This window comes from Gordonia liuliyuniae (assembly GCF_021739025.1).
In the GTDB taxonomy this organism is placed as follows: domain Bacteria; phylum Actinomycetota; class Actinomycetes; order Mycobacteriales; family Mycobacteriaceae; genus Gordonia; species Gordonia liuliyuniae.
This window is the reverse complement of sequence record NZ_JAKKOT010000003.1, coordinates 185,287-204,774: the sequence shown is the minus strand read 5'-3', so window position 1 is coordinate 204,774 and position 19,488 is coordinate 185,287. Positions and strand designations below refer to the sequence as shown.

Annotated in this window: 18 protein-coding genes; 8 read left to right on the top strand and 10 right to left on the bottom strand. The window is 67.3% G+C overall.

Annotated elements, in window-relative coordinates:
- Positions 1–62: 62 nt before the first annotated feature.
- From L5G28_RS05800 to L5G28_RS05790, 3 genes are all read left to right on the top strand, one after another.
- A complete protein-coding gene (locus tag L5G28_RS05800; RefSeq protein WP_237000705.1) occupies positions 63–2,378 on the top strand; it encodes an LCP family protein in 2,316 nt (771 codons plus the stop codon).
- Between the two features lie 75 nt (positions 2,379–2,453).
- Complete coding sequence (phoU, locus tag L5G28_RS05795; RefSeq protein WP_236997679.1) at positions 2,454–3,116, top strand: phosphate signaling complex protein PhoU; 663 nt, start codon at positions 2,454–2,456, stop codon at positions 3,114–3,116.
- A 218-nt stretch (positions 3,117–3,334) separates the two neighbouring features.
- Positions 3,335–4,759, top strand: coding sequence for an aldehyde dehydrogenase family protein (locus tag L5G28_RS05790; RefSeq protein WP_237000704.1), 1,425 nt, complete (start codon positions 3,335–3,337; stop codon positions 4,757–4,759).
- Between the two features lie 52 nt (positions 4,760–4,811).
- Here the strand turns inward: L5G28_RS05790 and pstB are convergent, their stop codons facing one another.
- The 6 genes from pstB to L5G28_RS05760 all read right to left on the bottom strand — a co-directional run bounded on the left by pstB (position 4,812) and on the right by L5G28_RS05760 (position 10,368).
- Positions 4,812–5,588 carry a phosphate ABC transporter ATP-binding protein PstB gene (gene pstB / locus L5G28_RS05785; protein WP_237000703.1) on the bottom strand — a complete coding sequence of 259 codons (777 nt, stop codon included), beginning with the start codon at positions 5,586–5,588 and terminating at the stop codon, positions 4,812–4,814.
- 2 nt (positions 5,589–5,590) lie between these two features.
- On the bottom strand, positions 5,591–6,448 hold the full coding sequence (gene pstA, locus L5G28_RS05780) for a phosphate ABC transporter permease PstA (RefSeq protein WP_236997682.1): 858 nt from the start codon (positions 6,446–6,448) through the stop codon (positions 5,591–5,593).
- 2 nt (positions 6,449–6,450) lie between these two features.
- Positions 6,451–7,473: a phosphate ABC transporter permease subunit PstC gene (gene pstC, locus L5G28_RS05775; RefSeq protein ID WP_237000702.1), complete on the bottom strand. Its 1,023-nt coding sequence runs from the start codon at positions 7,471–7,473 to the stop codon at positions 6,451–6,453.
- Positions 7,474–7,502: 29 nt separating this feature from the next.
- Positions 7,503–8,567: a phosphate ABC transporter substrate-binding protein PstS gene (gene pstS / locus L5G28_RS05770; protein ID WP_237000701.1), complete on the bottom strand. Its 1,065-nt coding sequence runs from the start codon at positions 8,565–8,567 to the stop codon at positions 7,503–7,505.
- Between the two features lie 156 nt (positions 8,568–8,723).
- Positions 8,724–9,611: a mycothiol synthase gene (gene mshD / locus L5G28_RS05765; RefSeq protein WP_237000700.1), complete on the bottom strand. Its 888-nt coding sequence runs from the start codon at positions 9,609–9,611 to the stop codon at positions 8,724–8,726.
- A gap of 55 nt (positions 9,612–9,666) precedes the next feature.
- The gene (locus tag L5G28_RS05760; RefSeq protein ID WP_236997686.1) at positions 9,667–10,368 is read right to left on the bottom strand and encodes a winged helix-turn-helix transcriptional regulator; all 702 of its coding nucleotides are present in this window, start codon (positions 10,366–10,368) and stop codon (positions 9,667–9,669) included.
- Between the two features lie 90 nt (positions 10,369–10,458).
- Here L5G28_RS05760 and L5G28_RS05755 point away from each other — a divergent pair, with 90 nt between their 5' ends.
- The 5 genes from L5G28_RS05755 to L5G28_RS05735 all read left to right on the top strand — a co-directional run bounded on the left by L5G28_RS05755 (position 10,459) and on the right by L5G28_RS05735 (position 14,284).
- Positions 10,459–11,340 carry an LmeA family phospholipid-binding protein gene (locus tag L5G28_RS05755; RefSeq protein WP_237000699.1) on the top strand — a complete coding sequence of 294 codons (882 nt, stop codon included), beginning with the start codon at positions 10,459–10,461 and terminating at the stop codon, positions 11,338–11,340.
- A 115-nt stretch (positions 11,341–11,455) separates the two neighbouring features.
- Positions 11,456–12,283, top strand: coding sequence for a sulfurtransferase (locus L5G28_RS05750; protein WP_236997688.1), 828 nt, complete (start codon positions 11,456–11,458; stop codon positions 12,281–12,283).
- A gap of 31 nt (positions 12,284–12,314) precedes the next feature.
- Complete coding sequence (locus tag L5G28_RS05745; RefSeq protein ID WP_236997689.1) at positions 12,315–12,620, top strand: DUF1416 domain-containing protein; 306 nt, start codon at positions 12,315–12,317, stop codon at positions 12,618–12,620.
- 257 nt (positions 12,621–12,877) lie between these two features.
- Entirely contained in the window at positions 12,878–13,492 is a 615-nt protein-coding gene (locus L5G28_RS05740) for an endonuclease domain-containing protein (protein ID WP_237000698.1), read from the top strand.
- Positions 13,493–13,666: 174 nt separating this feature from the next.
- Positions 13,667–14,284 carry a heme-binding beta-barrel domain-containing protein gene (locus L5G28_RS05735; RefSeq protein ID WP_236997691.1) on the top strand — a complete coding sequence of 206 codons (618 nt, stop codon included), beginning with the start codon at positions 13,667–13,669 and terminating at the stop codon, positions 14,282–14,284.
- Positions 14,285–14,370: 86 nt separating this feature from the next.
- On the opposite strand, the gene L5G28_RS05730 is transcribed toward L5G28_RS05735, so the two are convergent.
- From L5G28_RS05730 to cydB, 4 genes are all read right to left on the bottom strand, one after another.
- The gene (locus L5G28_RS05730; protein ID WP_237000697.1) at positions 14,371–14,865 is read right to left on the bottom strand and encodes a ferritin; all 495 of its coding nucleotides are present in this window, start codon (positions 14,863–14,865) and stop codon (positions 14,371–14,373) included.
- A 205-nt stretch (positions 14,866–15,070) separates the two neighbouring features.
- Entirely contained in the window at positions 15,071–16,729 is a 1,659-nt protein-coding gene (cydC, locus tag L5G28_RS05725; protein WP_237000696.1) for a thiol reductant ABC exporter subunit CydC, read from the bottom strand.
- The gene (gene cydD / locus L5G28_RS05720) at positions 16,716–18,437 is read right to left on the bottom strand and encodes a thiol reductant ABC exporter subunit CydD (RefSeq protein ID WP_237000695.1); all 1,722 of its coding nucleotides are present in this window, start codon (positions 18,435–18,437) and stop codon (positions 16,716–16,718) included. Before cydD ends, cydC begins: the two co-directional genes overlap by 14 nt.
- Positions 18,421–19,479 (bottom strand): cytochrome d ubiquinol oxidase subunit II, encoded by a 1,059-nt coding sequence (gene cydB, locus L5G28_RS05715; protein ID WP_237000694.1) that lies wholly within the window; start codon positions 19,477–19,479, stop codon positions 18,421–18,423. Before cydB ends, cydD begins: the two co-directional genes overlap by 17 nt.
- Between the last annotated feature and the right edge of the window lie 9 nt (positions 19,480–19,488).

The following is a 19,488-nucleotide window of genomic DNA, read 5'->3' as shown; positions in this document are numbered from 1 at the left end:
TTATTGAACTTTCAGGTCGGGCCTCTATCATGTTCGAAGCCCCTGACCAGTGAGGTTCCTCTGTGAGTTCAGACCGCCCCGGCGACGACGAGCCGGACGTCCAGCCGACACCGCCCCGGCGGTCTCGTCGCGCCGGACGATCGTCTGACTCCTTCGACTTCCGTGACCGTTTCGGCGACACCGGATCGCTGCCACGCGCCGAAGGCCTCCGCGAGCCGTCCGACCGCGACGAATACGTCCGCCCGCGCGGCCGTCTCACCGTCCGGCAGCTCATGGAGCAGATGGGCGTCGACGACGCCGCAGCACAGACGCCGCAGCCCCCAGCCGATCCCCCGCGCCCCGAACCGTCTCGTCGGCCCGGACGTCCGAACCGCCAGCCTTCTAACCGTCCGACACCGCCCCCGCCGCGCCGCCCCGGGCCTCCGCAACAGAACGCACCCCAGCGCGGTCCCGTGCCCCCTGCCCGCCCGCAGGCCCCGGGTCCCCGAACCTCAGGGCCCCAGACTTCCGGCCCCGAAACTTCAGGTCCCGCCAAACCTGAACCGACACAGTCGATCCCGCCCGTCGCCGGATACGAGTGGGAGCCCGTCGACCTGTCCGACGAGGTGACCGCCGCTCGAGCGAGCAGCGAGTCGCGCGGCCAGTCGCCGACATCGCGCACAGGCGAACCGACGTCCCCCGAGCCCGACGCGCCCGAGACCGAACGGATCCCCGCGGCCACGCCGAGCGCTACCGAGACGGATCCGCCCGAGACAGCAGCCGTCGAGGACGAGCGACCTCGGCGCCGCCCGCTCGAACCGACTCCCGACCTGACCGCGGCCATCAAGCGGATCCGGCCGCAGAAACGGGCCATCACCGCCAAGGCCCGCGCACGCAGGACCGCGACCAACACCGGTCGTGTCCTCCTCGCACTCGTCTGCACCCTCGCGCTCGTCGGCACCGGCTACGTCTGGAACCTGAACCGGACGCTCAACGGCGCCTGGAACGTCGTCAACGCGCTCGATCCCGACGACGAGAACATCCGCAACAAGGAGGGTCAGCACGGCGACGAGACCTATTTGATCGTCGGCACCGACACTCGCAACGGCAAGAACGCCGACGTCGGCGCGGGCGAGGCCGGCACCGTCGAAGGCGCCCGCGCCGACACCATCCTCCTGGTCAACGTGCCCGCCGACCGCAGCCGCGTCGTCGCGGTGTCGTGGCCGCGCGACCTCGCCGTCGATCGCCCCGAATGCGATCAGTGGGATTTCGGCACCAAGGAGTACGGCGAGCCGCTCCCCGCGGCGAACGACGTCAAGATCAACAGCGTTTTCGGCGACGGCGGGCCGTCGTGCCTGGTCAAGACCGTCACCCAGATGAGTGGGCTCAACATCAACCACTTCATCGCCATGGACTTCGCCGGTTTCGAACACGTCGTCCGCGCCATCGGCGGCGTCGAGGTGTGCTCCAAGGTGCCGCTGTTCGACGACCAGATCGGCTATATCGTGAAAACGACGGGCCGCAACATCAAACTGACGCCCAAGCAGGCGCTCAACTATGTGCGCGCACGCCACATCGCGGTGGAGGGCAACGGCGACTACGGCCGCATCAAGCGGCAGCAGCTGTTCTTGTCCTCTCTCCTGCGGTCCACCCTGTCGAGCGACGTCATCACCAATCCGAGCAAGCTCAACAGCATCGTCTCCACGTTCACCGAGTACAGCTATGTCGACAACGTCGACACGGACGCTCTGATCAATCTCGCCGAATCTATGCAGGGGATGGACGCGGGCGCCGTCACGTTCCTGACGGTCCCGACGGCAGGCACGTCCACCGACGGCCAGAACAACGAGATCCCGCGCACCGAAGACATCGACGCCATCTTCAACGCCATCATCGACGACGAGCCGCTGCCCGGCGAGAAGAAGAGGCAGCCGAAGAAGGATGCGCCCGCGACCACCACCAGCAAGGCGCCCGAGGCCAAAGAGATGACCGCCCAGTACGCGGGCAACATGATGGTGCGCGTCCTCAACGGCACCGAGCAGTCCGGGCTCGCCGACACGGTGATGAACGAGCTCATTCGCCAAGGCGTCGAGGTCTCGGGCATCGGCGACGCCTCCGTCAACGTCGACTCGACCGTCGTCCGTTACGGCCCCGGCGAACGAGACTCGGCCGCCACCGTCGCCGCGCTGTTCCCCGGCGCGAAGATCCAACTCGACAAGACCGTGAAGACCGGCGTCCAGGTGATCATCGGCGGCGACTTCACCGGTGTCGAGTCGATGGGTATGCTCCCCGACTCCGGGTCGACTCTCACCGTCGGCCAACTCCCGGAGAACACGTCGCACGGGGACCTGCCCAACGACCTGTCCGTCACGAACGCCGGCGACACCACATGCAGCTGACATGCCTCCCAGAGTTCACGTCGGATTCACTCCGGCCTGCACATTCGTTCCCCCGACGATCAGTACACTCGGTCTATGCGTGACGCGTACCAGGAGCAGATGGCTGCCCTGAACACTGTTCTCGGCCAGATGATCGACGAGGTCGGTCGTGAGATGGAATTGGCCACCCAGGCGCTCCTCGAAGCCGACCTGGAGCTCGCCGAGCAAGTGATCTCCGACCACGACACGGTCACCGAGAAGTCTGTCGAAGCCGAAGACCTCGCCTTCCAACTGATGGCGCTGCAGGCGCCCGTCGCGGGCGATCTCCGGTCCATCGTCTCCGGATTCCAGCTCGTCTCCGAGATCGACCGGATGGGCGCTCTTGCGCTCCACGTCGCGAAAGTCGCGCGCCGCCGCCACCCCGCGAACGTTCTCCCCGACGAAGTCGCAGGCTACTTCGAGGAGATGGGCAGGCTCGCCGTCGAACTCGCCGGAAACGCGCGCCGGATCGTCGAGAGCCAGGACTACCACGACGCGCTCGCACTCATCGACGATGACGACGCGATGGACGACCTCCACCGCCACCTGTTCACTGTCATGATGGACCGCGAATGGGGGCACGGTGTCTCCGCGGCCGTCGACGTGACGCTCCTCGGTCGCTACTACGAGCGGTACGCCGATCACGCGGTACTGATCGCTCGACGGGTCGTCTTCCAGGCCACCGGCAAGACGCCGGAACAACTGCTCGAAGCGTCGTAGACGTTCGCGACGCGGACGAGTACAGATGAGATCAGTCCGCTCATCGCGCCGCGAGGGCACATTGCCGCCGACGACCGATGAGCGGACTGATCTCATTCCCACAGACTTTTTGATAACGTTCGTTATCAGACCCGTGGTGTTACGCGTTCGGCCCCCAATCCGATCGCCGAGCGTCTGTAATCGAAGAGACCCACCCTCCTCATAGAACGGCGGACTACATGCCTGACCTCAACCAGTTCTACATCGACGGCCAGTGGGTCGCGCCCGCGAGCGGCGCAGGCGCCCTGGACGTCATCAACCCGGCGACCGAGAAGGCCGCCGGAACGGTCGCGATCGGCGGATCGGCCGATGTCGACGCTGCCGTCGCCGCAGCACGACGCGCATTCGACTCGTGGTCGCAGACCACCGTCGACGAGCGGGTCGCCGTCCTCGGCGCCGTCATCGCCGAATACCAGAGGCGTGCGGACGATCTCGCCGCCGCGGTCACCGAAGAGATGGGCGCGCCCGCCGGACTGGCCGCCGCCGCCCACGTGCCGCTCGGCATCGCCCACCTGGCGACCGCGGCCGAAGCACTCAAGACGTTCTCGTTCGCGGAAGATCGCGGGACCTCGCGCATCGTCAAGGAGCCGATCGGCGTGTGCGGCTTCATCACGCCGTGGAACTGGCCGCTCAACCAGGTGATGTGCAAGGTGGCTCCGGCACTCGCGACCGGTTGCACCATGGTCCTGAAGCCGAGCGAGGTCGCACCGTTCTCGTCGGCGATCGTCGCCGAGATCTTCGACGCGGCAGGCGTCCCCGCAGGCGTGTTCAACCTGGTGAACGGCGACGGCCCGGGCGTCGGCACCGCTCTCGCCTCGCATCCGGACATCGATCTGATCTCGTTCACCGGTTCGACCCGTGCCGGCATCGAGGTCGCCAAGAACGCGGCGCCCACGGTCAAGCGGGTCGCCCAGGAACTCGGCGGCAAGAGCCCCAACATCCTCCTCGACGACGCGTCGCTCGCCGCCAACGTCGCTGCGGGTGTGTCGACGATGATGTTGAATTCGGGGCAGTCGTGCAACGCGCCGAGCCGCATGATCGTGCCCGCCGCGCGTCTCGACGAGGTACAGGCCGCCATCGAGCAGGCGGCGGCCGCGATCACCGTCGGCGACCCCAACACCAAGGTTCAGTTGGGTCCGGTCGTCTCCGAAGTCCAGTTCGACAAGATCCAGGGCCTCATCGAACGCGCGGTCGGCGACGGTGCGACCCCCGTCGTCGGCGGCCCCGGCCGTCCCGACGGACTCGACACCGGCTACTACGTGAAGCCGACCGTCTTCACCGGCGTCACCAACGACATGGAGATCGCCCAGACGGAGGTCTTCGGTCCGGTCCTCGTGGTCATCGGTTACGACGACGTCGACGAGGCCGTCGCCATCGGCAACGACACCGAGTACGGGTTGGCCGGGTACGTCTCCGGCGAGGACGTCGACGAAGTCCGCCGCATCGGATCCAAGCTGCGCGCCGGCTCGATCTCGCTCAACTCGGCGTCTCCCGACCCGTCCGCGCCGTTCGGCGGCTACAAGCGCAGCGGCAACGGCCGCGAATGGAGCGACTACGCCTTCGACGAGTTCCTCGAAGTGAAGTCGCTGCTCGGCTTCGCCTGACCAACCACTCGGCTCGGCCGGCGGCGGGGCTCGCCCCGCCGCCCGGCAGTGCCTACCCGAAGCGGCCGGAGATGTAGTCTTCGGTCTCTTTCAGGTCCGGGTTGGAGAACAACTTGGACGTGTCACCGACCTCGACGAGCTGACCGGGCTTGCCGGTCGCCTTCAGGTTGAAGAACGCCGTCTGGTCGCTGACTCGGGCCGCCTGCTGCATGTTGTGGGTGACGATCACGATCGTGTACTCGCTCTTCAACTCGGCGATCAAGTCCTCGATCGCGAGCGTCGAGATCGGGTCGAGCGCCGAACACGGCTCGTCCATCAACAGCACCTGCGGCGAGACGGCGATCGCGCGGGCGATGCACAGACGCTGCTGCTGTCCGCCGGACAGCCCGCCGCCCGGCTTGTCCAGGCGATCCTTCACCTCATTCCAGAGGTTCGCTCCGCGCAGACTCGCCTCGGCGACCTCATCGAGCTTCGCTTTGTCGCGGACCCCGCCGAGCTTCAACCCGGCGACGACGTTGTCGCGGATCGACATGGTCGGGAACGGGTTCGCGCGCTGAAACACCATGCCGACGGTGGTGCGGACCCCGACCGGGTCGACGTTCCTGCCGTACAGGTCGAGGTCGTCGAGCTTCACCGACCCCGTCGTGTACGCGCCGGGCGTCACCTCGTGCATGCGGTTCAACGTGCGCAGCACCGTCGACTTGCCGCACCCCGACGGTCCGATGAACGCGGTCACCGACTTCGGGCGGATCTTCACCGAGACGTCCTGGACGGCGTGGAAGTCGCCGTAGTAGACGTTCAGGTCTTCGATGGTCAGGCTTTTCGCCATGGTCAACGTCCTTGTCTCATGGGGCCGGTGAACTGCGAGATCAATCGGGCGATGAGGTAGACGATCGCGACCGCGATCACCAGCGTCAACGCCGCACCCCACACCGTCTCGTAGCCGCCTGGGCCCTTGTTGTACTCCTGCAGCATCATCAGCGGCAGTGACTGCTGGTTTCCGTCGAACGGATTGACGTTCATCGCGCGCGTGGCGCCCACCAGGATCAGGACCGGCGCCGACTCACCCATCACGCGGGCGACGGCCAGCATGACGCCGGTGATGATCCCGGACATCGCGGTCGGCAGGACGACGCGCAGAATGGTCTTCCACTTCGGTACGCCGAGGGCGTACGACGCCTCCCGCAGATCCTGCGAGACGATCTTCAGCATCTCCTCGGTGGCGCGTACCACGAGCGGCACCATCAACAGGACCAGCGCGAGCGCCACGACGAGGCCTGACCGCGGCAGGCCGAGCGTCGTACGCCAGACGGCGTAGACGAACAGCGCTGCGACGATCGACGGCACACCTGACAGCACGTCGACCATGAATGTGGTGACCCGTGTCAGCACGCTCTTCCGAGACCCGTATTCGACGAGGTAGATCGCGACGAGCACGCCGAGCGGCACGGCGACGAGCGCCGCGATCGCCGTCTGGATCAGGGTGCCGACGATCGCGTTGGCCGCACCGCCGAACCGCTCGGACTGCAGCCACCAGTCGGGGTCCAGGACCGGGCCGATCCCGCGTGACACGAGCGTCCACAAGAGCCAGCCGAGCGGCAGGACCGCCAGTACGACGGCCAGTGTCACGCCGACGCGCGCCGTGGTGTCGGTCAGCTTCCGCCGGGTCGACATAGTCGAGAGTTCCATGCTCACGCCTTCCTGGCGATCACCGCGCGCGCGGCCGCGTTGACGATGAAGGTGAGGGCGAACAGCACCAGGCCCGCCGAGATGTAGGCGCCCGTCTTCAGCGGGTCGTCGAACTCGGCGGCGTTGTTGGCGATGATCGTCGCGAACGTCTCGCCGCTCTCCATCAGGTTGAAGTTGATCGGGCCGGCCGTCGAGATGATGAGCATCAGCGCCATCGTCTCGCCGAGTGCGCGACCGAGGCCGAGCATCGAACCCGAGATGTAGCCGGAGAAGCCGAACGGCAGGACCGCGTACCGAATCACCTCCCACTGGCTGGCGCCGAGCGCGAGCGCAGCCTCCCGGTGGCCGTGCGGGGTCTGCGCGAACACTTCTCGCGTCACCGCGGTGATCACCGGAAGGATCATCACGGCGAGCACGATGCCCGCCGTCAAGACGGTGCCGCCGGTCGACATGTTGGCGGCGTTGTCCGGTTCGCTGAAGAACGGTAGGAATCCGAGGTTGCCGACGAGCCAGGTGTTGACCCCGACCATCGCCGGGCCGAGCACCAGGATGCCCCACAGTCCGTAGACGATCGACGGGATGGCGGCGAGCAGGTCGACGATGTAGGCGATCGGCGTCGCGACCCGTTTCGGCGCGTACTCGGTGACGAACAGGGCGATGCCCAGCGCGACCGGCATCGCGATGATCAATGCGATCACCGATACGAGGACCGTCGCGTAGAACTGGCGCGGGATGCCGAACGCGAGATCGCCCGACGTGGCCCACGGGCCCTGATAGGTGAAGAAGTTCTGTGTGTTGCCCGCGAGCGCGGGCACTGCCTGGATCAGCAGGAAGATCGCGATCAGACCGATCACGACGGAGACGAGCAGGCCGGAACCGGTCGACAGCGTGCGCATCACGCGGTCGCCTGTCCGCGACACGGCCGAGTCCGTCAGGCGCGACGAACCCCGACGGCCCGAAGGCGGGGCGGGCTGCTCAGTTGCAGCTCGCCCCGCCTCGGGAGCCGTCGATGCGCTGCTGTCCACGGGATCCTCGACAGTCGTGTGCGGAATGGTCACAGCGCGTCGATCGTGCCGCGCAGAGTCTGTTTGAACGCCTCGGGCAGCGGCACATAGCCGGCTTCGGCGAGTCCGTCCTGGCCGTTGTCGACGATGGTGCTGAACGCGGTCTTGAGATTGCCGGACACCTGGCCGTCTTCATAGCCGGTGGAGCAGACGATCTCGTACGTCGTGAGGACCAGCGGGTAGGCGCCCGGCTCCTTCATCTTGTACAGCGCATCGGTGTCGACGACGAGGTCTTTGCTGCCCGGGGTGACGAACTCGGCCGCGTCGAGGGCCTTGCCTGCGGTCTCAGCGGTCAGCGGCGTCGCTCCGGCGCCGAAGTCGACCTGCGAGACGCCGAGGTCGTTCTCGGTGGCGAAGCCCCACTCGACGTAGGCGATCGAGCCTGCCGTCTTCTTGACGGTGTCGCCGACTCCGGTCGACTTGGCTGCGGCCGAACCGCCGTGGCCCGTCCACTCCTTGCCCGGCTCGTACGGCCAGTCCTGCGGGGCTGCGGCGTGCAGGTATTTGGTGAAGTTGTCGGTGGTGCCGGAGCTGTCGCTGCGGTGGACCGGGATGATCTCGGTCGACGGCAGGTCGACGCCCGGGTTGAGGGCGGCGATCGCCGGGTCGTTCCACCGCGTGATCTTCGAGTCGAAGATCTTCGCGAGAGTCGGCGCGTTCAGGGTGAGCTTGTCGACGCCGTCGAGGTTGTAGGCGAGCGCGACCGGGCCCGCGACGAGAGGCAGGTGCCAGGCGTCGTTGCCACCGCACCGTTCCCGAGCCTTGGCGACCTCGTCGTCTTTCAGCGGCGAGTCGGAGCCCGCGAAGTCGACGTCGCCCGCGATGAACTTCTTGATGCCGTCGCCGGACCCGGATCCGGTGTAGTCGAGGTTGACGGCGCCGTCGTCGGTGAGCACGTCGGCGAACAGCTCCATCGCCTTCTGCTGAGCGGTGGAGCCCTCACCGGTGATGGAGCCCTCGCCGGAGGAACTGCACGCGGACAGGACGAGGGTGGCTGCCATTGCGGTGGCAGCTGCGGCACCGGCGCTGCGAACGAGCTTGGGGTTGACGCTCATGGGAGTCCATGGCCTTTCGGTCTGCTTCGGGGGGATTCGAAGCGAACCTATCCACGCCTGGTTAGGCGGAGTCGACGCGTCGGTGGCCGGCCGACGAACAATCGGGTCGACTAGGCGAACAGCAGGTGTCGGGCGGAAGAATCACCTGCTGCCGGCTCACGGCCTTCGATATGTGATGTCGGCGCGGTACCGCGTGAACCCGAGTCGTTCGTAGGTGTGCAGGGCCGCAGTGTTGTCGCCCTCGACGTACAGTTCCACCTCGGCCAGGCCTCGTCCAGCCAGGTAGTGCAGGCCTGCGAGTGTCAACAGGTTGCCGAGACCGCGGCCCTGCGCTGCCGGGTCGACGCCGACGACGTACACCTCACCGAGTCCGGGTTTGTCGACCTTCGTCCAGTGGAAGCCGAGAAGTGTGTCCGGGTCGGCCGCGTCGAACGCGAGGAAGACGCCTGCCGGATCGAACCACGACGACCCGGTCCGCTCGTCGACCTCCTGCGGTGTCCACCCGCCCTGTTCGGGGTGCCAGTCGAAGGCCGCGTTGTTGACGCGCAGGATCTCGTCGTCGTCGCCGGGCCGGTATGTGCGGACCACGACGTCGTCACGCTCCGGCAGCTCCGGCAGCGGCTCGGTCAGCGGGCGACGCAGTTGCAGCAGTTCCCGATGGCGGTCCAACCCGAGCGCGGCGGCGACGCGGCGTGCGGCGGGCAGATCGCCGTGCGCCCACACCTGCGGACGGTCGCCGAGTTCGGCTCCCGCGTCGAGCACCGCGCCGACCAGCACCCGCCCCTCCCCGGCGCCCCGGTGGTCCGGGTGGACGACGGCTTCGGCCATCGGAGCCTCCCCGTCGCGCGGTTCGAGGACGTTCGCGTAGCCGTGCTCGGTGACGACGTGCAACGCCCCGCCGTTCCGAACCGCCAGACGATGCTGTTCGCTCAGTGCTTCGACCCCGTCCGCGGCCTCGGCCGCATCGAGCGCTGCCAGCGCGTGGTCGACGTCGGCCGCGGTCAACGCACCGCGCACGATCCTGATCGGGAACGAGTTGCTCATAGCCTCCGAGGGTAGTGGGTCGGGCCATCGACTCGATCCGGCCGACAGTCTGTCCCTAGTCGGGTTCGCCTGCCCCCGACTCGTCGGCGGCACGGCCGACGGACGGTTTCACCGCTTTGTAGCCGACATTGCGCACCGTGCCGATCAACGATTCGTGGTCCGAACCCAACTTGGCGCGCAGACGTCGCACATGGACGTCGACGGTGCGGGTGCCGCCGAAGAAGTCGTAGCCCCACACCTCGTGCAACAGCTGGGCGCGGGTGAACACTCGACCGGCATTCTGTGCGAGATACTTGAGGAGTTCGAACTCCTTGTACGTCAGGTCGATCGGCTTTCCACGCAGGCGGGCCGTGTACGTGCTCTCGTCGATGACGAGTTCGCCCAGCGTCACCTTGTCCGACAGCTCGGGTTCGGTTGCGGTGCCTCGCGCCAACGTCAACCGGAGACGGGCGTCCAGTTCTGCGGGGGCGGTGCCGGGCAGGAGGAAGTCGTCTATCCCCCAGTCCTGGTTCACCGCGACCAGCGAGCCCTCGCCGACGACGGCGACCACACGGGAACCGGTCGATTCCAGCAGGCGGCACAGACTGCGCGCATTGGCCAGATCGGTGCGGGCATCGACCAGCACCAGTTCTGATTCGGACGCGTTCACCAGCGACGATGTGTCGACCGGAGCCAAGGTCACATCGTGCGGTAGCAGCGTTAAGGATTCCAGTACAGAGTCCGGCGACGACTCCGACGTCAACAGCAACAGGTCCACTCACCACTCCGCTCTCGTCGTGGCCTCTTGGCTGAACTGTCGATCGACGCTGGTCGCAGCTCGTGAAGATGTGATGACAGAATAGACCCGATGTCCACCTCCGCCCGAATCCGACCCTCGCGCCGTGCCGCACAGATCGCGGCCATCGGCGCCGTCGTCGTCGTGATTATGCTGGTCATCGCGTTTCTGGCAGACAATTTGGCGGCGTCGCGCGCCGAGCACCGCGTCGCGGTCGCCATCGAAGAATCCGGCCGCGTCGACTTCGAACCCGAGGTGAACCTCGGCGGCCTCGGATTCCTCACACGGGCGGGCGACGGGCGGTTCCCGTCGATGCTCGTCAGCGCGCGAGGAGTAACGATCACCGGGTGCGGCGACCGCGGCGCCTGCACGGCCACCGTCGACGCCCGACTCGACGACGTCACGACCGGCGATGTCTGGGACGTCGACGCGACGACCCCGATCCGCGCGGCCGCGATCACCGCCGAGACCCGCATCGACTCAGTGAACCTCGGCAGGCTGATGGGGATCACCGACCTGTACATCAACACGCCTGCCCCCGAGGGGAAGGCGGGCGGCGGCGGTCCCGGCGACGGGCTCCTCGAACGGACCGACGGCATCATGCTCAGCGGGACCGTCCCCTACCCGGGATCGCCCGAGTACGAGGACGGTCTTCCGCCGTCCGCGTCCGGGTACACGGCGCCGAAGGTGCAGATCAGCGTCAGCGCGAAGGTCTTCGTCGTCGACGGCCGCGTGCACGTCGAAGCGACCGGACTGTACGACGGCCCCGAAGACCACTACTCCGCGGACGTCCCGCCAGAATTTCGCGCACACGTTCTCGAGCGCTTCTCAGCGACCCTGCCGACGCTCCCGATGGCGTGGAACATCGCCGCGAGCAACGCTCTGAGCAGGGGAAGTGACCTCATCGTCGCCGGGAACAACGATGAGCGAATTGTCAAGCCGATCGACTACTGAACGCTCGGCGCGACGTCCCAGCAGGCCTTCGGTGTTGTACCGTCTTCGACGTCTCCACCCTTACTGCGTCACGCCCAAGGGTGACAGCGCTCGTATCCCCTCGAAAGGAACACACATGGCACGCTCCGATGTCCTGGTCAGCGCCGATTGGGCTGAGCAGAATCTCAACACCGACAAGGTCGTCTTCGTCGAGGTCGACGAGGACACCTCGATCTACGACCTCAACCACATCCCGGGCGCCATCCGCCTGGACTGGCGCAAGGACCTGCAGGACGGTGTCCGCCGCGACTTCCTCGACGCCGACCGCTTCTCCGCACTGCTGAGCGAGCGTGGCATCGCCAACGACGACACCGTCGTCCTCTACGGCGGCAACAACAACTGGTTCGCCGCCTACGCGTACTGGTACTTCAAGATCTACGGCCACAAGGACGTCCGCCTCCTCGACGGCGGCCGCAAGAAGTGGGAGCTCGACGGTCGTGAGCTGAGCAGTGACGCCGTCACCCGCGAACCCACCAAGTACGTCGCACAGGCAGCAGACACCTCGATCCGCGCGTTCCGCGACGAGGTCATCGACTCCATCGGCTCCAAGAACCTCGTCGACGTCCGCAGCCCCGACGAGTTCACCGGCAAGATCGCCGCACCCGCCCACCTCCCGCAGGAGCAGGCACAGCAGCGCGGTCACGTCCCGGGCGCGATCAACATCCCGTGGTCGTCGACCGCGAACGAAGACGGCACCTTCAAGTCGGAGGACGATCTCACCGCGCTGTATGCGGAGAAGGGTTTCGACGACGCCAAGGAGACCATCGCCTACTGCCGCATCGGTGAGCGCTCGAGCCACACCTGGTTCGTGCTGCAGGAACTGCTCGGCAAGAAGAACGTGAAGAACTACGACGGCAGCTGGGTCGAATACGGCTCCCTCGTCGGCGCACCGGTCGAGCTCTAGAGCTCCGACTTCATCTGAGAGGAATACCCACATGTGTGCAGCACCCAAGCAGGGTCAGTCCCTGCCGGCAGGCGTTGACGTCGAGAAGGAGACCGTCCTGACCGGTCAGGTCGTGGACGGCTCGGGCAACCCGGTCGCGGGCGCATTCGTGCGTCTGCTCGACGGCACCGGCGAGTTCACCGCCGAGGTCGTCGCGTCGGCCACCGGCGACTTCCGCTTCTTCGCCGCCCCCGGTACCTGGACGCTCCGTGCGCTCAGTTCGCAGGGCAACGGCGACGTCACCGTCTCGCCTGAGGGCCCCGGCGTCTACAACCAGGACGTCACCGTCTCGAAGTAGGTACATTCCGCACGCTCACGATGCCCCGGCCGCAACACGCGGCCGGGGCATCGTCGTCCGTCCAGAACTACCAGCACGTATGCGGTATTCACTCGGCCGAATTCGACGATTTCAGCGGCGTACGTGCTGGTAATTCTCGATGGCGACCGAAACGGACCCCGACGAGTCCCCCGCAGTGCACAATTGCGGCATGGAGACGGGGGTCTACCGGCGGCATCCTGTCGTGCGCGTCGGCACTGCGCTTTCACGGCGTGTGGGTGCCTCCGACGGACCGCGTCCACATCCGAGGGAACAGCAGCACGACGCGGGACCATCCGAACTGGTGTCGACGGTTCGGCAGGCAACCCGCCGAGAATGACGCGGTCGACGACCTTCCGACTGCCCTCGCGCACGCCGCACGCTGCCTTCCCGCCGAGGACCTGGTGGTGGTCTGCGACTCGATTCTGAACAAGCGACTGCTGACCCCCACCGACGTCGACGACATACTTCGGCACGCGCCACGACCCGTCCGGGCCGCACTCGATCGGGTCGACGGACGCGCGGAGTCCGGCACCGAGACCATGGTGCGATTACGGCTCGCGGCGCCGAACCTGCAGATCCGACCGCAGGTTCAGATCCCCGACGTCGGCCGCGTGGACCTTCTCATCGGCCGCTCGCTCATTGTCGAAGTGGACGGCGAGGAGTATCACTCGTCGTCGGCCGCCTTCGAGAACGACCGGATGCGCGACCTGCGAGCCCAGGCTCTCGGCTATCGCGTGGTCCGGTTGAGCTACCGGCAGGTGATGTATTGCTGGCCGGACGTCCGCGCACTCATCAACGAACTCGTCCACCGCAACGAGCACCGCAGGCGGTTGACGGCCCCGGCAGCATGATCCGCGACGGCGTGTGACATATCCGGCACTCACCGACCACCGTTATCGGGTCGCGCCAGTGCGCGGTAGAATCCGATACGTGGTCCTCTTCTTCGAAATCCTGCTTGGTCTCGCGTCCGTGCTCATCGTGTGGTTCGCGCTGTACACCGTTTACCGCCTGGTCAACGACGAGTCATGACTCGGTCGGGCAACGAGGCGATCTCCGACGCTGAGCTCCGCGCTCAGGAGACCGCCGGCAAGAACGTGCCGGCGATCGGCGATCTTCCGCTCCCGATCGACACTGCGAACCTCCGCGAGGGTCCGGACCTGAGTCCGGCGCTTCTCGCACTGCTGCCGCTGGTCGGTGTCTGGGAGGGCGAAGGCGAAGGCCACAACCCGATAACCGGCGACGACTACCAGTTCGGTCAGCAGATCGTCATCAGCCACGACGGCGGCGACTACCTCGTGTGGCAGTCGCGCTCGTGGGTGCTCGACGACGACGGCGCATACGTGCGCCCCGACCTCCGTGAGTCCGGCTTCTGGCGGATCAGCGAGAGCGACGACATCGAACTGCTTCTCACACATGCCGAAGGCGTGATCGAACTCTTCTACGGACGACCGCTCAACCAGACGTCGTGGAATCTGACGACCGACGTCACTCTCCGCACTGAGACCGGCGTCCACACCGGCGGCGCCAAGCGCCTGTACGGGCTCGTGCCCGACGGCGATCTCGCCTACGTCGAAGAACGCGTCGACGCCGACGGAGAACTCACGCCCCGGCTGTCCGCGAAACTGCACAGAGTCATCGGATAGACCCGGACAAACAAAGCGAGTCGAAGCCCCAGACGGGTTTCGACTCGCTTCGTTCTCGGTGCGGGAAGACGTGGTACCGAGTGTCGCTAGATGTTGCTCGAGGCAAGTTCCGCATCGATGCGGAGGACGCCGGAGCCATCGCCGTCGACGATGCGGAGCCGGCCCAGGATCTCGGAGACCGTCGCTTCCTCTTCCACCTGCTCGGAGATGAACCAGTCGATGGTGGGACGCGAGTCGAGGTCGCGCTCGTCCTCGGCCTGGCGGTACAGGTCGCGAACGCCTTCGGAGACGGCACGCTCGGCGTCGAGCGCGATCTCGAAGACGTCCTCGATCTTCTCGACCTTGATCGACGGGATGGTGATGTCACCGATCACCGGATGGTTGTCGCGGTCGGTGAGGTGGGTGATGAGACGGTCCGCGTGCGTCAGCTCCTCCGCCGACTGTGCACGCAGCCACGACGCCATGCCCGGCAGGTCGCGGACTTCCATCTCGATGGCGAGCTGACGGTACAGGAAAGACGACTCGTACTCGCGGTTGATCTGCTTGATGAATTGGGCTTCGAGTTCTTCGCTCATCTTCATGGCGGCTTCCTAACGTTCAAAGAGAGAATTCGGGGTCTTCCGCATTCTTTCGGACACACTCCAGAATAGCCACGAATTCAGATCCGTCCAGCCAGGTACGGCATACCTTATTTGCAGGTCAAGGCGATATTTCCGCGAATTCACTTTAGGCTTTCCTACCTTATTAAAGGCAAGGCTAAATAGCGTTGAAACCTTCAGCTGCAGGTCAGTCGATTTTGATTACCGGCACACCGTCGACGTCCGACGACTGATGCGTGATAACCACCACGGTCCGGTCCGGGCCGAACAGATCCGTGCGATCACAGATCCGTCGCAGGAGACCCGGCGCGTCGTCGCGATCGAGGTGCTCGGTCGGTTCGTCGAGCACGACGACCGGCGCCGTGTGCAGCAGCGCTCGCGCCAACAGGATCCGCCGACGTTGGCCGCCGCTCACCGACGCCGCACCCGCGAGCTCGGTGTCGAGCCCGTCCGGCAGACCCGCCAGCCAGCGACCGAGACCGACATCGGTCAGCGCGTCGACGATCTCGCCGTCGGTCGCGTCGCCGCGGGCGACGCGCAGATTCTCCCGGACCGACGTCGAGAACAGGTGCGCCTCCTCCGCGAAGTACGCGGCCGCGCATCGCAGGTCGGCGGGATCGCTCGTCACCGAACCGTCGAGCGGTTCGAGCAGCCCGGCCAACGTCATCCCCAACGTCGACTTGCCCGCCCCGCTACGACCGGTGACGAGGAGACGGTCGCCGGGGCGCAGGTCGAGGTCCACGCCGTCCGCGGGGCCGAGCGGGACGTCGTAACCCCACTGCAGGCCGCGGACGGTCACCGTCGCCGGGCGGGGGTCGAACACCGGGTCCGCGGCGACCCGCGGCGGGCCCGCCGCGTCGACCAGCGCCATGACGCGCGCCGCACTCTGCCGTCCGCGCTCCCACGCGATCGCGGCGTCGGTCAAGGGTCCGGTCGACTCGAACGACGACAACGGGAGGAGCACCAGGACACCGAACAGCATCGGCGTCACGGCGCCGTCGGTGGACGACACGTCCATCAACGAACCGGACACGCGCGAGGCGAGGTCGACGGCGATCACCGCGGCGGCGACGACACTGACGAGCATCGCAACCGGAGTCAGCGACGCGGCACCCGCCTGCCGTGCGGCGGCAGCGTCGACGGCCCGAGCATGGTCGGCGTCAGCGTCGCGCAGCCGTGCCAGCGCGGACTCCCGTCGCCGTGCGACGGTCAGTTCGCCCGCATGCCAGAGAAGCCCGGTGACGTCGGCTCCGACGCGTTCACGGGCGTGCGCCCCGTCGGCGACGATCCGCGTCGACGCGCGGGCCGCCGACCATGGTGCGATGACGCCGCTGATCACCAGTGCACCCGCGAGGACCACGGCGGACAGCGGAGAGACGACGGCCATGATCGCGACCGCGGCGACCGACGTGACCGCACCGACAGCCATCGGGACCAGGCCGCGGACCACGGCGTCGCCGATCTCGTCGACGTCGTCGGCGGTGCGCGCCAGAAGCGCGGAACGGTCGGATCGGACGGTCGCCGCCGGGTCGCCGCCGGCGAGCGCACGGTACAGGCGTGCTCTCGCGGTCGCCATCGCGCGGAGAGCGACATCGTGTGTGGCGAGGCGTTCGAGGTAGCGGAACAGGGCGCGGGAGATGCCCAGCGCCCGGACCGCGGTGACCGCGACCGACAGGTAGAGGACGGGCGGCATCTGCCAGGCCCTGGTGATGAGCCACGCCGACAACGCGGCGAGTCCGAGCGCGGACAGCGCGCCTGCGGCGCCGAGCCCTATCGCGACGAGCGGGGTGTGTCGCCGCACGCCGGCGAAGTCGAGTGCTCGCAGCAGCGGATCATCGCGTCGCATCGACGACCTCCCGGCGGATGTCGACGACGGTGTCGGCGATCCGGAGTGCCGCTGCCCGGTGCGAGACGACGACGACGGTCGCGCCGTCGGCGGCGCGGTCGGAGATCGCGTCGAGAACGCGCTCGGCGGTGTCGTCGTCGAGGTGGGCCGTCGGTTCGTCGAGGAGGACCAGCGGCGCGTCGGACGCGAGGACCCGGACGAGGGCGAGCCGCTGCCGCTGCCCCGCCGACAGTCCCGATCCGTCGGAGCCGAGCGGGGTGGCCGCACCGTTCGGCAAGTCGGCCAGGGCCTCGTCGAAGGCGACCGCGTGTGCGGCTCGCGCGGTCGGGGCGTCTGCGAGCGTGCCGAACACTGCGAGGTTGTCCGCGACGGTCCCCGCGATGATCACCGGATGCTGCGGCAGCCACGCGACCTGTGCGTGGTATTCGTCCGGGGCGAGCTCGTGCACGTCGACGCCGCCGATCCGGACGGTCCCCTCGTCGGGCGTCTCCAACCCGAGGATCGTCGACAGCAGCGTCGACTTGCCCGATCCGTTCGGGCCCGCGACGACGGTGACCCGCCCGGGCGAACAACACGCGGTGACGCCGCGCGGTGTCCACCCGTCGCGGGTCTGCACGCCCACCTCGCTGAGGTCGATCGGCGCTCCGGCGACATCGACGGTCCGGGCACCGACCGGTCTGCCGGTGCGCGCGCAGACGTCGAGCACTTCGCGGGAAGCCTCCATGCCGTCCTGCGCCGCATGGAACGCCGACCCGATCCGCCGCAGCGGCAGGTACGCCTCCGGCGCGAGAACGAGGGCGAGGACGCCTGCGTACAGGCTCATGTCGCCGAACACCAGACGCAGTCCGATACCGACCGCGACGAGCGCGACGCTCAACGTCGCGAGCAGTTCCAACGCGGCCCCGGACAGGAACGCGATTCGCAACGACGACATCGTCGTCCGGCCGAACTCGCGCCCGAGCTCGTCGACCCGCCTGGTCGGGCCGACGGCGCGACCGATGGCGCGCAGCGTCGGCAGCCCGGTCAGCAGGTCGAGGAGCTGCGAGCTCTGGTTGCTCATCGCGTCGAGCCGGCGACGCGTGCGGTCGCGGGTGAGTAGGCCGATCAACACCATGAAGAGCGGGATCAACGGGATCGTCACGATGATGATGACGGCGGACGGCCAGTCGGCCCAGCCGATGACGATCACCACCAGCGGGGTGATGACGGCAGTCGACAACAGTGCGGGCACATAGTCGGCGAGGTAGTCGACGAGGGCGTCGAGACCGCGCAGCAGCACCGTCGACCACCGGTCGCGGTCGGCGGCGAGGACGTGCGGCGACGTCCGCCTCGCATCGGTCAGCGCGTCGACCGCCGCCGAACGCAGTTCGGCGATGGTCGCCAACGCGGCTCGGTGTGCGTACCTCTCCTGCAGGTACGTCATGAGGGCGCGGGCCGCGAACGCCGCCGCGACCACCGACAGGTGCACGGATTGAGCGCCGAACGTGCGCGACGCCGGGTCCGTGACGAGTTCGCCGAGCAGACCGGCCAGCGCCACCGCACCCGCGATCACCGCGATCACGGTGCCGACGGAGAACGCCGCGATCGCTACCGCGTACCGACGCGCAGACGGCGAGTAGCGCAGGAGCCGCGGGTCGAACGGGGGTGTGCGGTCGCCGTCTCGGCTCCGTTCGACCGGCAGCGCACGGGCGCTAGGTTCGTCCGGCACGCGATGCTTCCTCGCGCAGCGGAAGCCCGCCGTGCTCAGGGATGCGCTCTACCGCGAGCCGCTGACGGAACACCCAGTACGTCCACCCCTGGTACAGCAGCACGATGGGCGTCATGATCACGGCCGCCCACGTCATGATGACGAGCGTGTAGTGGCTCGACGACGTGTTCGCCACAGTCAGATTGAACGCTGAATCGGTGGTCGACGGGAGCACATTCGGGAACAGCACGCAGAACAGGAGTCCCACGGTGGCCGCGATGGCGACGCAGGTCGCGCCGAACGCGAGCCCTTCGCGGCGCAGATACGCGCCTGCGACCATCACGACCGCGGCGACGACGGCGATCGCGACGACCACCCACGTCCAACCCTTGCCGTATTCGAGCTGAGTCCACAGCAGGAACGCCGCGGCGACAGCAGCGGTCGGGATCGCCAGACGCAGGGCGACGCTCTGCGCATCGTGGCGCAGGTCACCGGTCGTCTTCAACGCCAGGAACACGGCGCCGTGCGTGATGAACACCAGCACCATGGTCAGCCCGCCGAGCAACGCGTACGGGTTCAGCAGGTTGAAGAAACCGCCCGTGTACTGGGCGTCGGCGCCGATCGGGATGCCGCGCACGACGTTCGCGAACGCCACGCCCCACAGGATCGCGGGCAGCCACGAGCCGAGCCCGATCCCGACGTCGCACCACATGCGCCACTTCCGGTCGTTGATCTTGCCGCGCCACTCGATGGCGACGACGCGGACGATCAACCCGACCAGGATCAACAACAGCGGAAGGTAGAACGCCGAGAACATGGTGGCGTACCACCCGCCGAACGCCGCGAACAGCGCACCGCCGCCGGTGATCAGCCACACCTCGTTGCCGTCCCAGACCGGTCCGATGGCCGTGAGCAGCACCCGCCGACGTTTGTCGCCGTCGGGCTCGCTGTGGCGGCCGAGAAACGGCAGCAGCATGCCGACGCCGAAGTCGAACCCTTCGAGGACGAAGTACATGACGAACAGGACCGCGACGAGCGCGAACCAGAATGTTTCCAAACTCATCGGTGCACT

Excerpts from the sequence above, each read along its gene's own strand:
- phoU (WP_236997679.1), top strand. The coding sequence starts at position 2,454 with ATGCGTGACGCGTACCAGGAGCAGATGGCTGCCCTGAACACTGTTCTC.
- L5G28_RS05790 (WP_237000704.1), top strand. The coding sequence starts at position 3,335 with ATGCCTGACCTCAACCAGTTCTACATCGACGGCCAGTGGGTCGCGCCC.
- pstB (WP_237000703.1), bottom strand. The coding sequence starts at position 5,588 with ATGGCGAAAAGCCTGACCATCGAAGACCTGAACGTCTACTACGGCGAC.
- pstA (WP_236997682.1), bottom strand. The coding sequence starts at position 6,448 with ATGGAACTCTCGACTATGTCGACCCGGCGGAAGCTGACCGACACCACG.
- pstS (WP_237000701.1), bottom strand. The coding sequence starts at position 8,567 with ATGAGCGTCAACCCCAAGCTCGTTCGCAGCGCCGGTGCCGCAGCTGCC.
- mshD (WP_237000700.1), bottom strand. The coding sequence starts at position 9,611 with ATGAGCAACTCGTTCCCGATCAGGATCGTGCGCGGTGCGTTGACCGCG.
- L5G28_RS05755 (WP_237000699.1), top strand. The coding sequence starts at position 10,459 with ATGTCCACCTCCGCCCGAATCCGACCCTCGCGCCGTGCCGCACAGATC.
- L5G28_RS05750 (WP_236997688.1), top strand. The coding sequence starts at position 11,456 with ATGGCACGCTCCGATGTCCTGGTCAGCGCCGATTGGGCTGAGCAGAAT.
- L5G28_RS05745 (WP_236997689.1), top strand. The coding sequence starts at position 12,315 with ATGTGTGCAGCACCCAAGCAGGGTCAGTCCCTGCCGGCAGGCGTTGAC.
- L5G28_RS05735 (WP_236997691.1), top strand. The coding sequence starts at position 13,667 with ATGACTCGGTCGGGCAACGAGGCGATCTCCGACGCTGAGCTCCGCGCT.
- L5G28_RS05730 (WP_237000697.1), bottom strand. The coding sequence starts at position 14,865 with ATGAAGATGAGCGAAGAACTCGAAGCCCAATTCATCAAGCAGATCAAC.
- cydC (WP_237000696.1), bottom strand. The coding sequence starts at position 16,729 with ATGCGACGCGATGATCCGCTGCTGCGAGCACTCGACTTCGCCGGCGTG.
- cydB (WP_237000694.1), bottom strand. The coding sequence starts at position 19,479 with ATGAGTTTGGAAACATTCTGGTTCGCGCTCGTCGCGGTCCTGTTCGTC.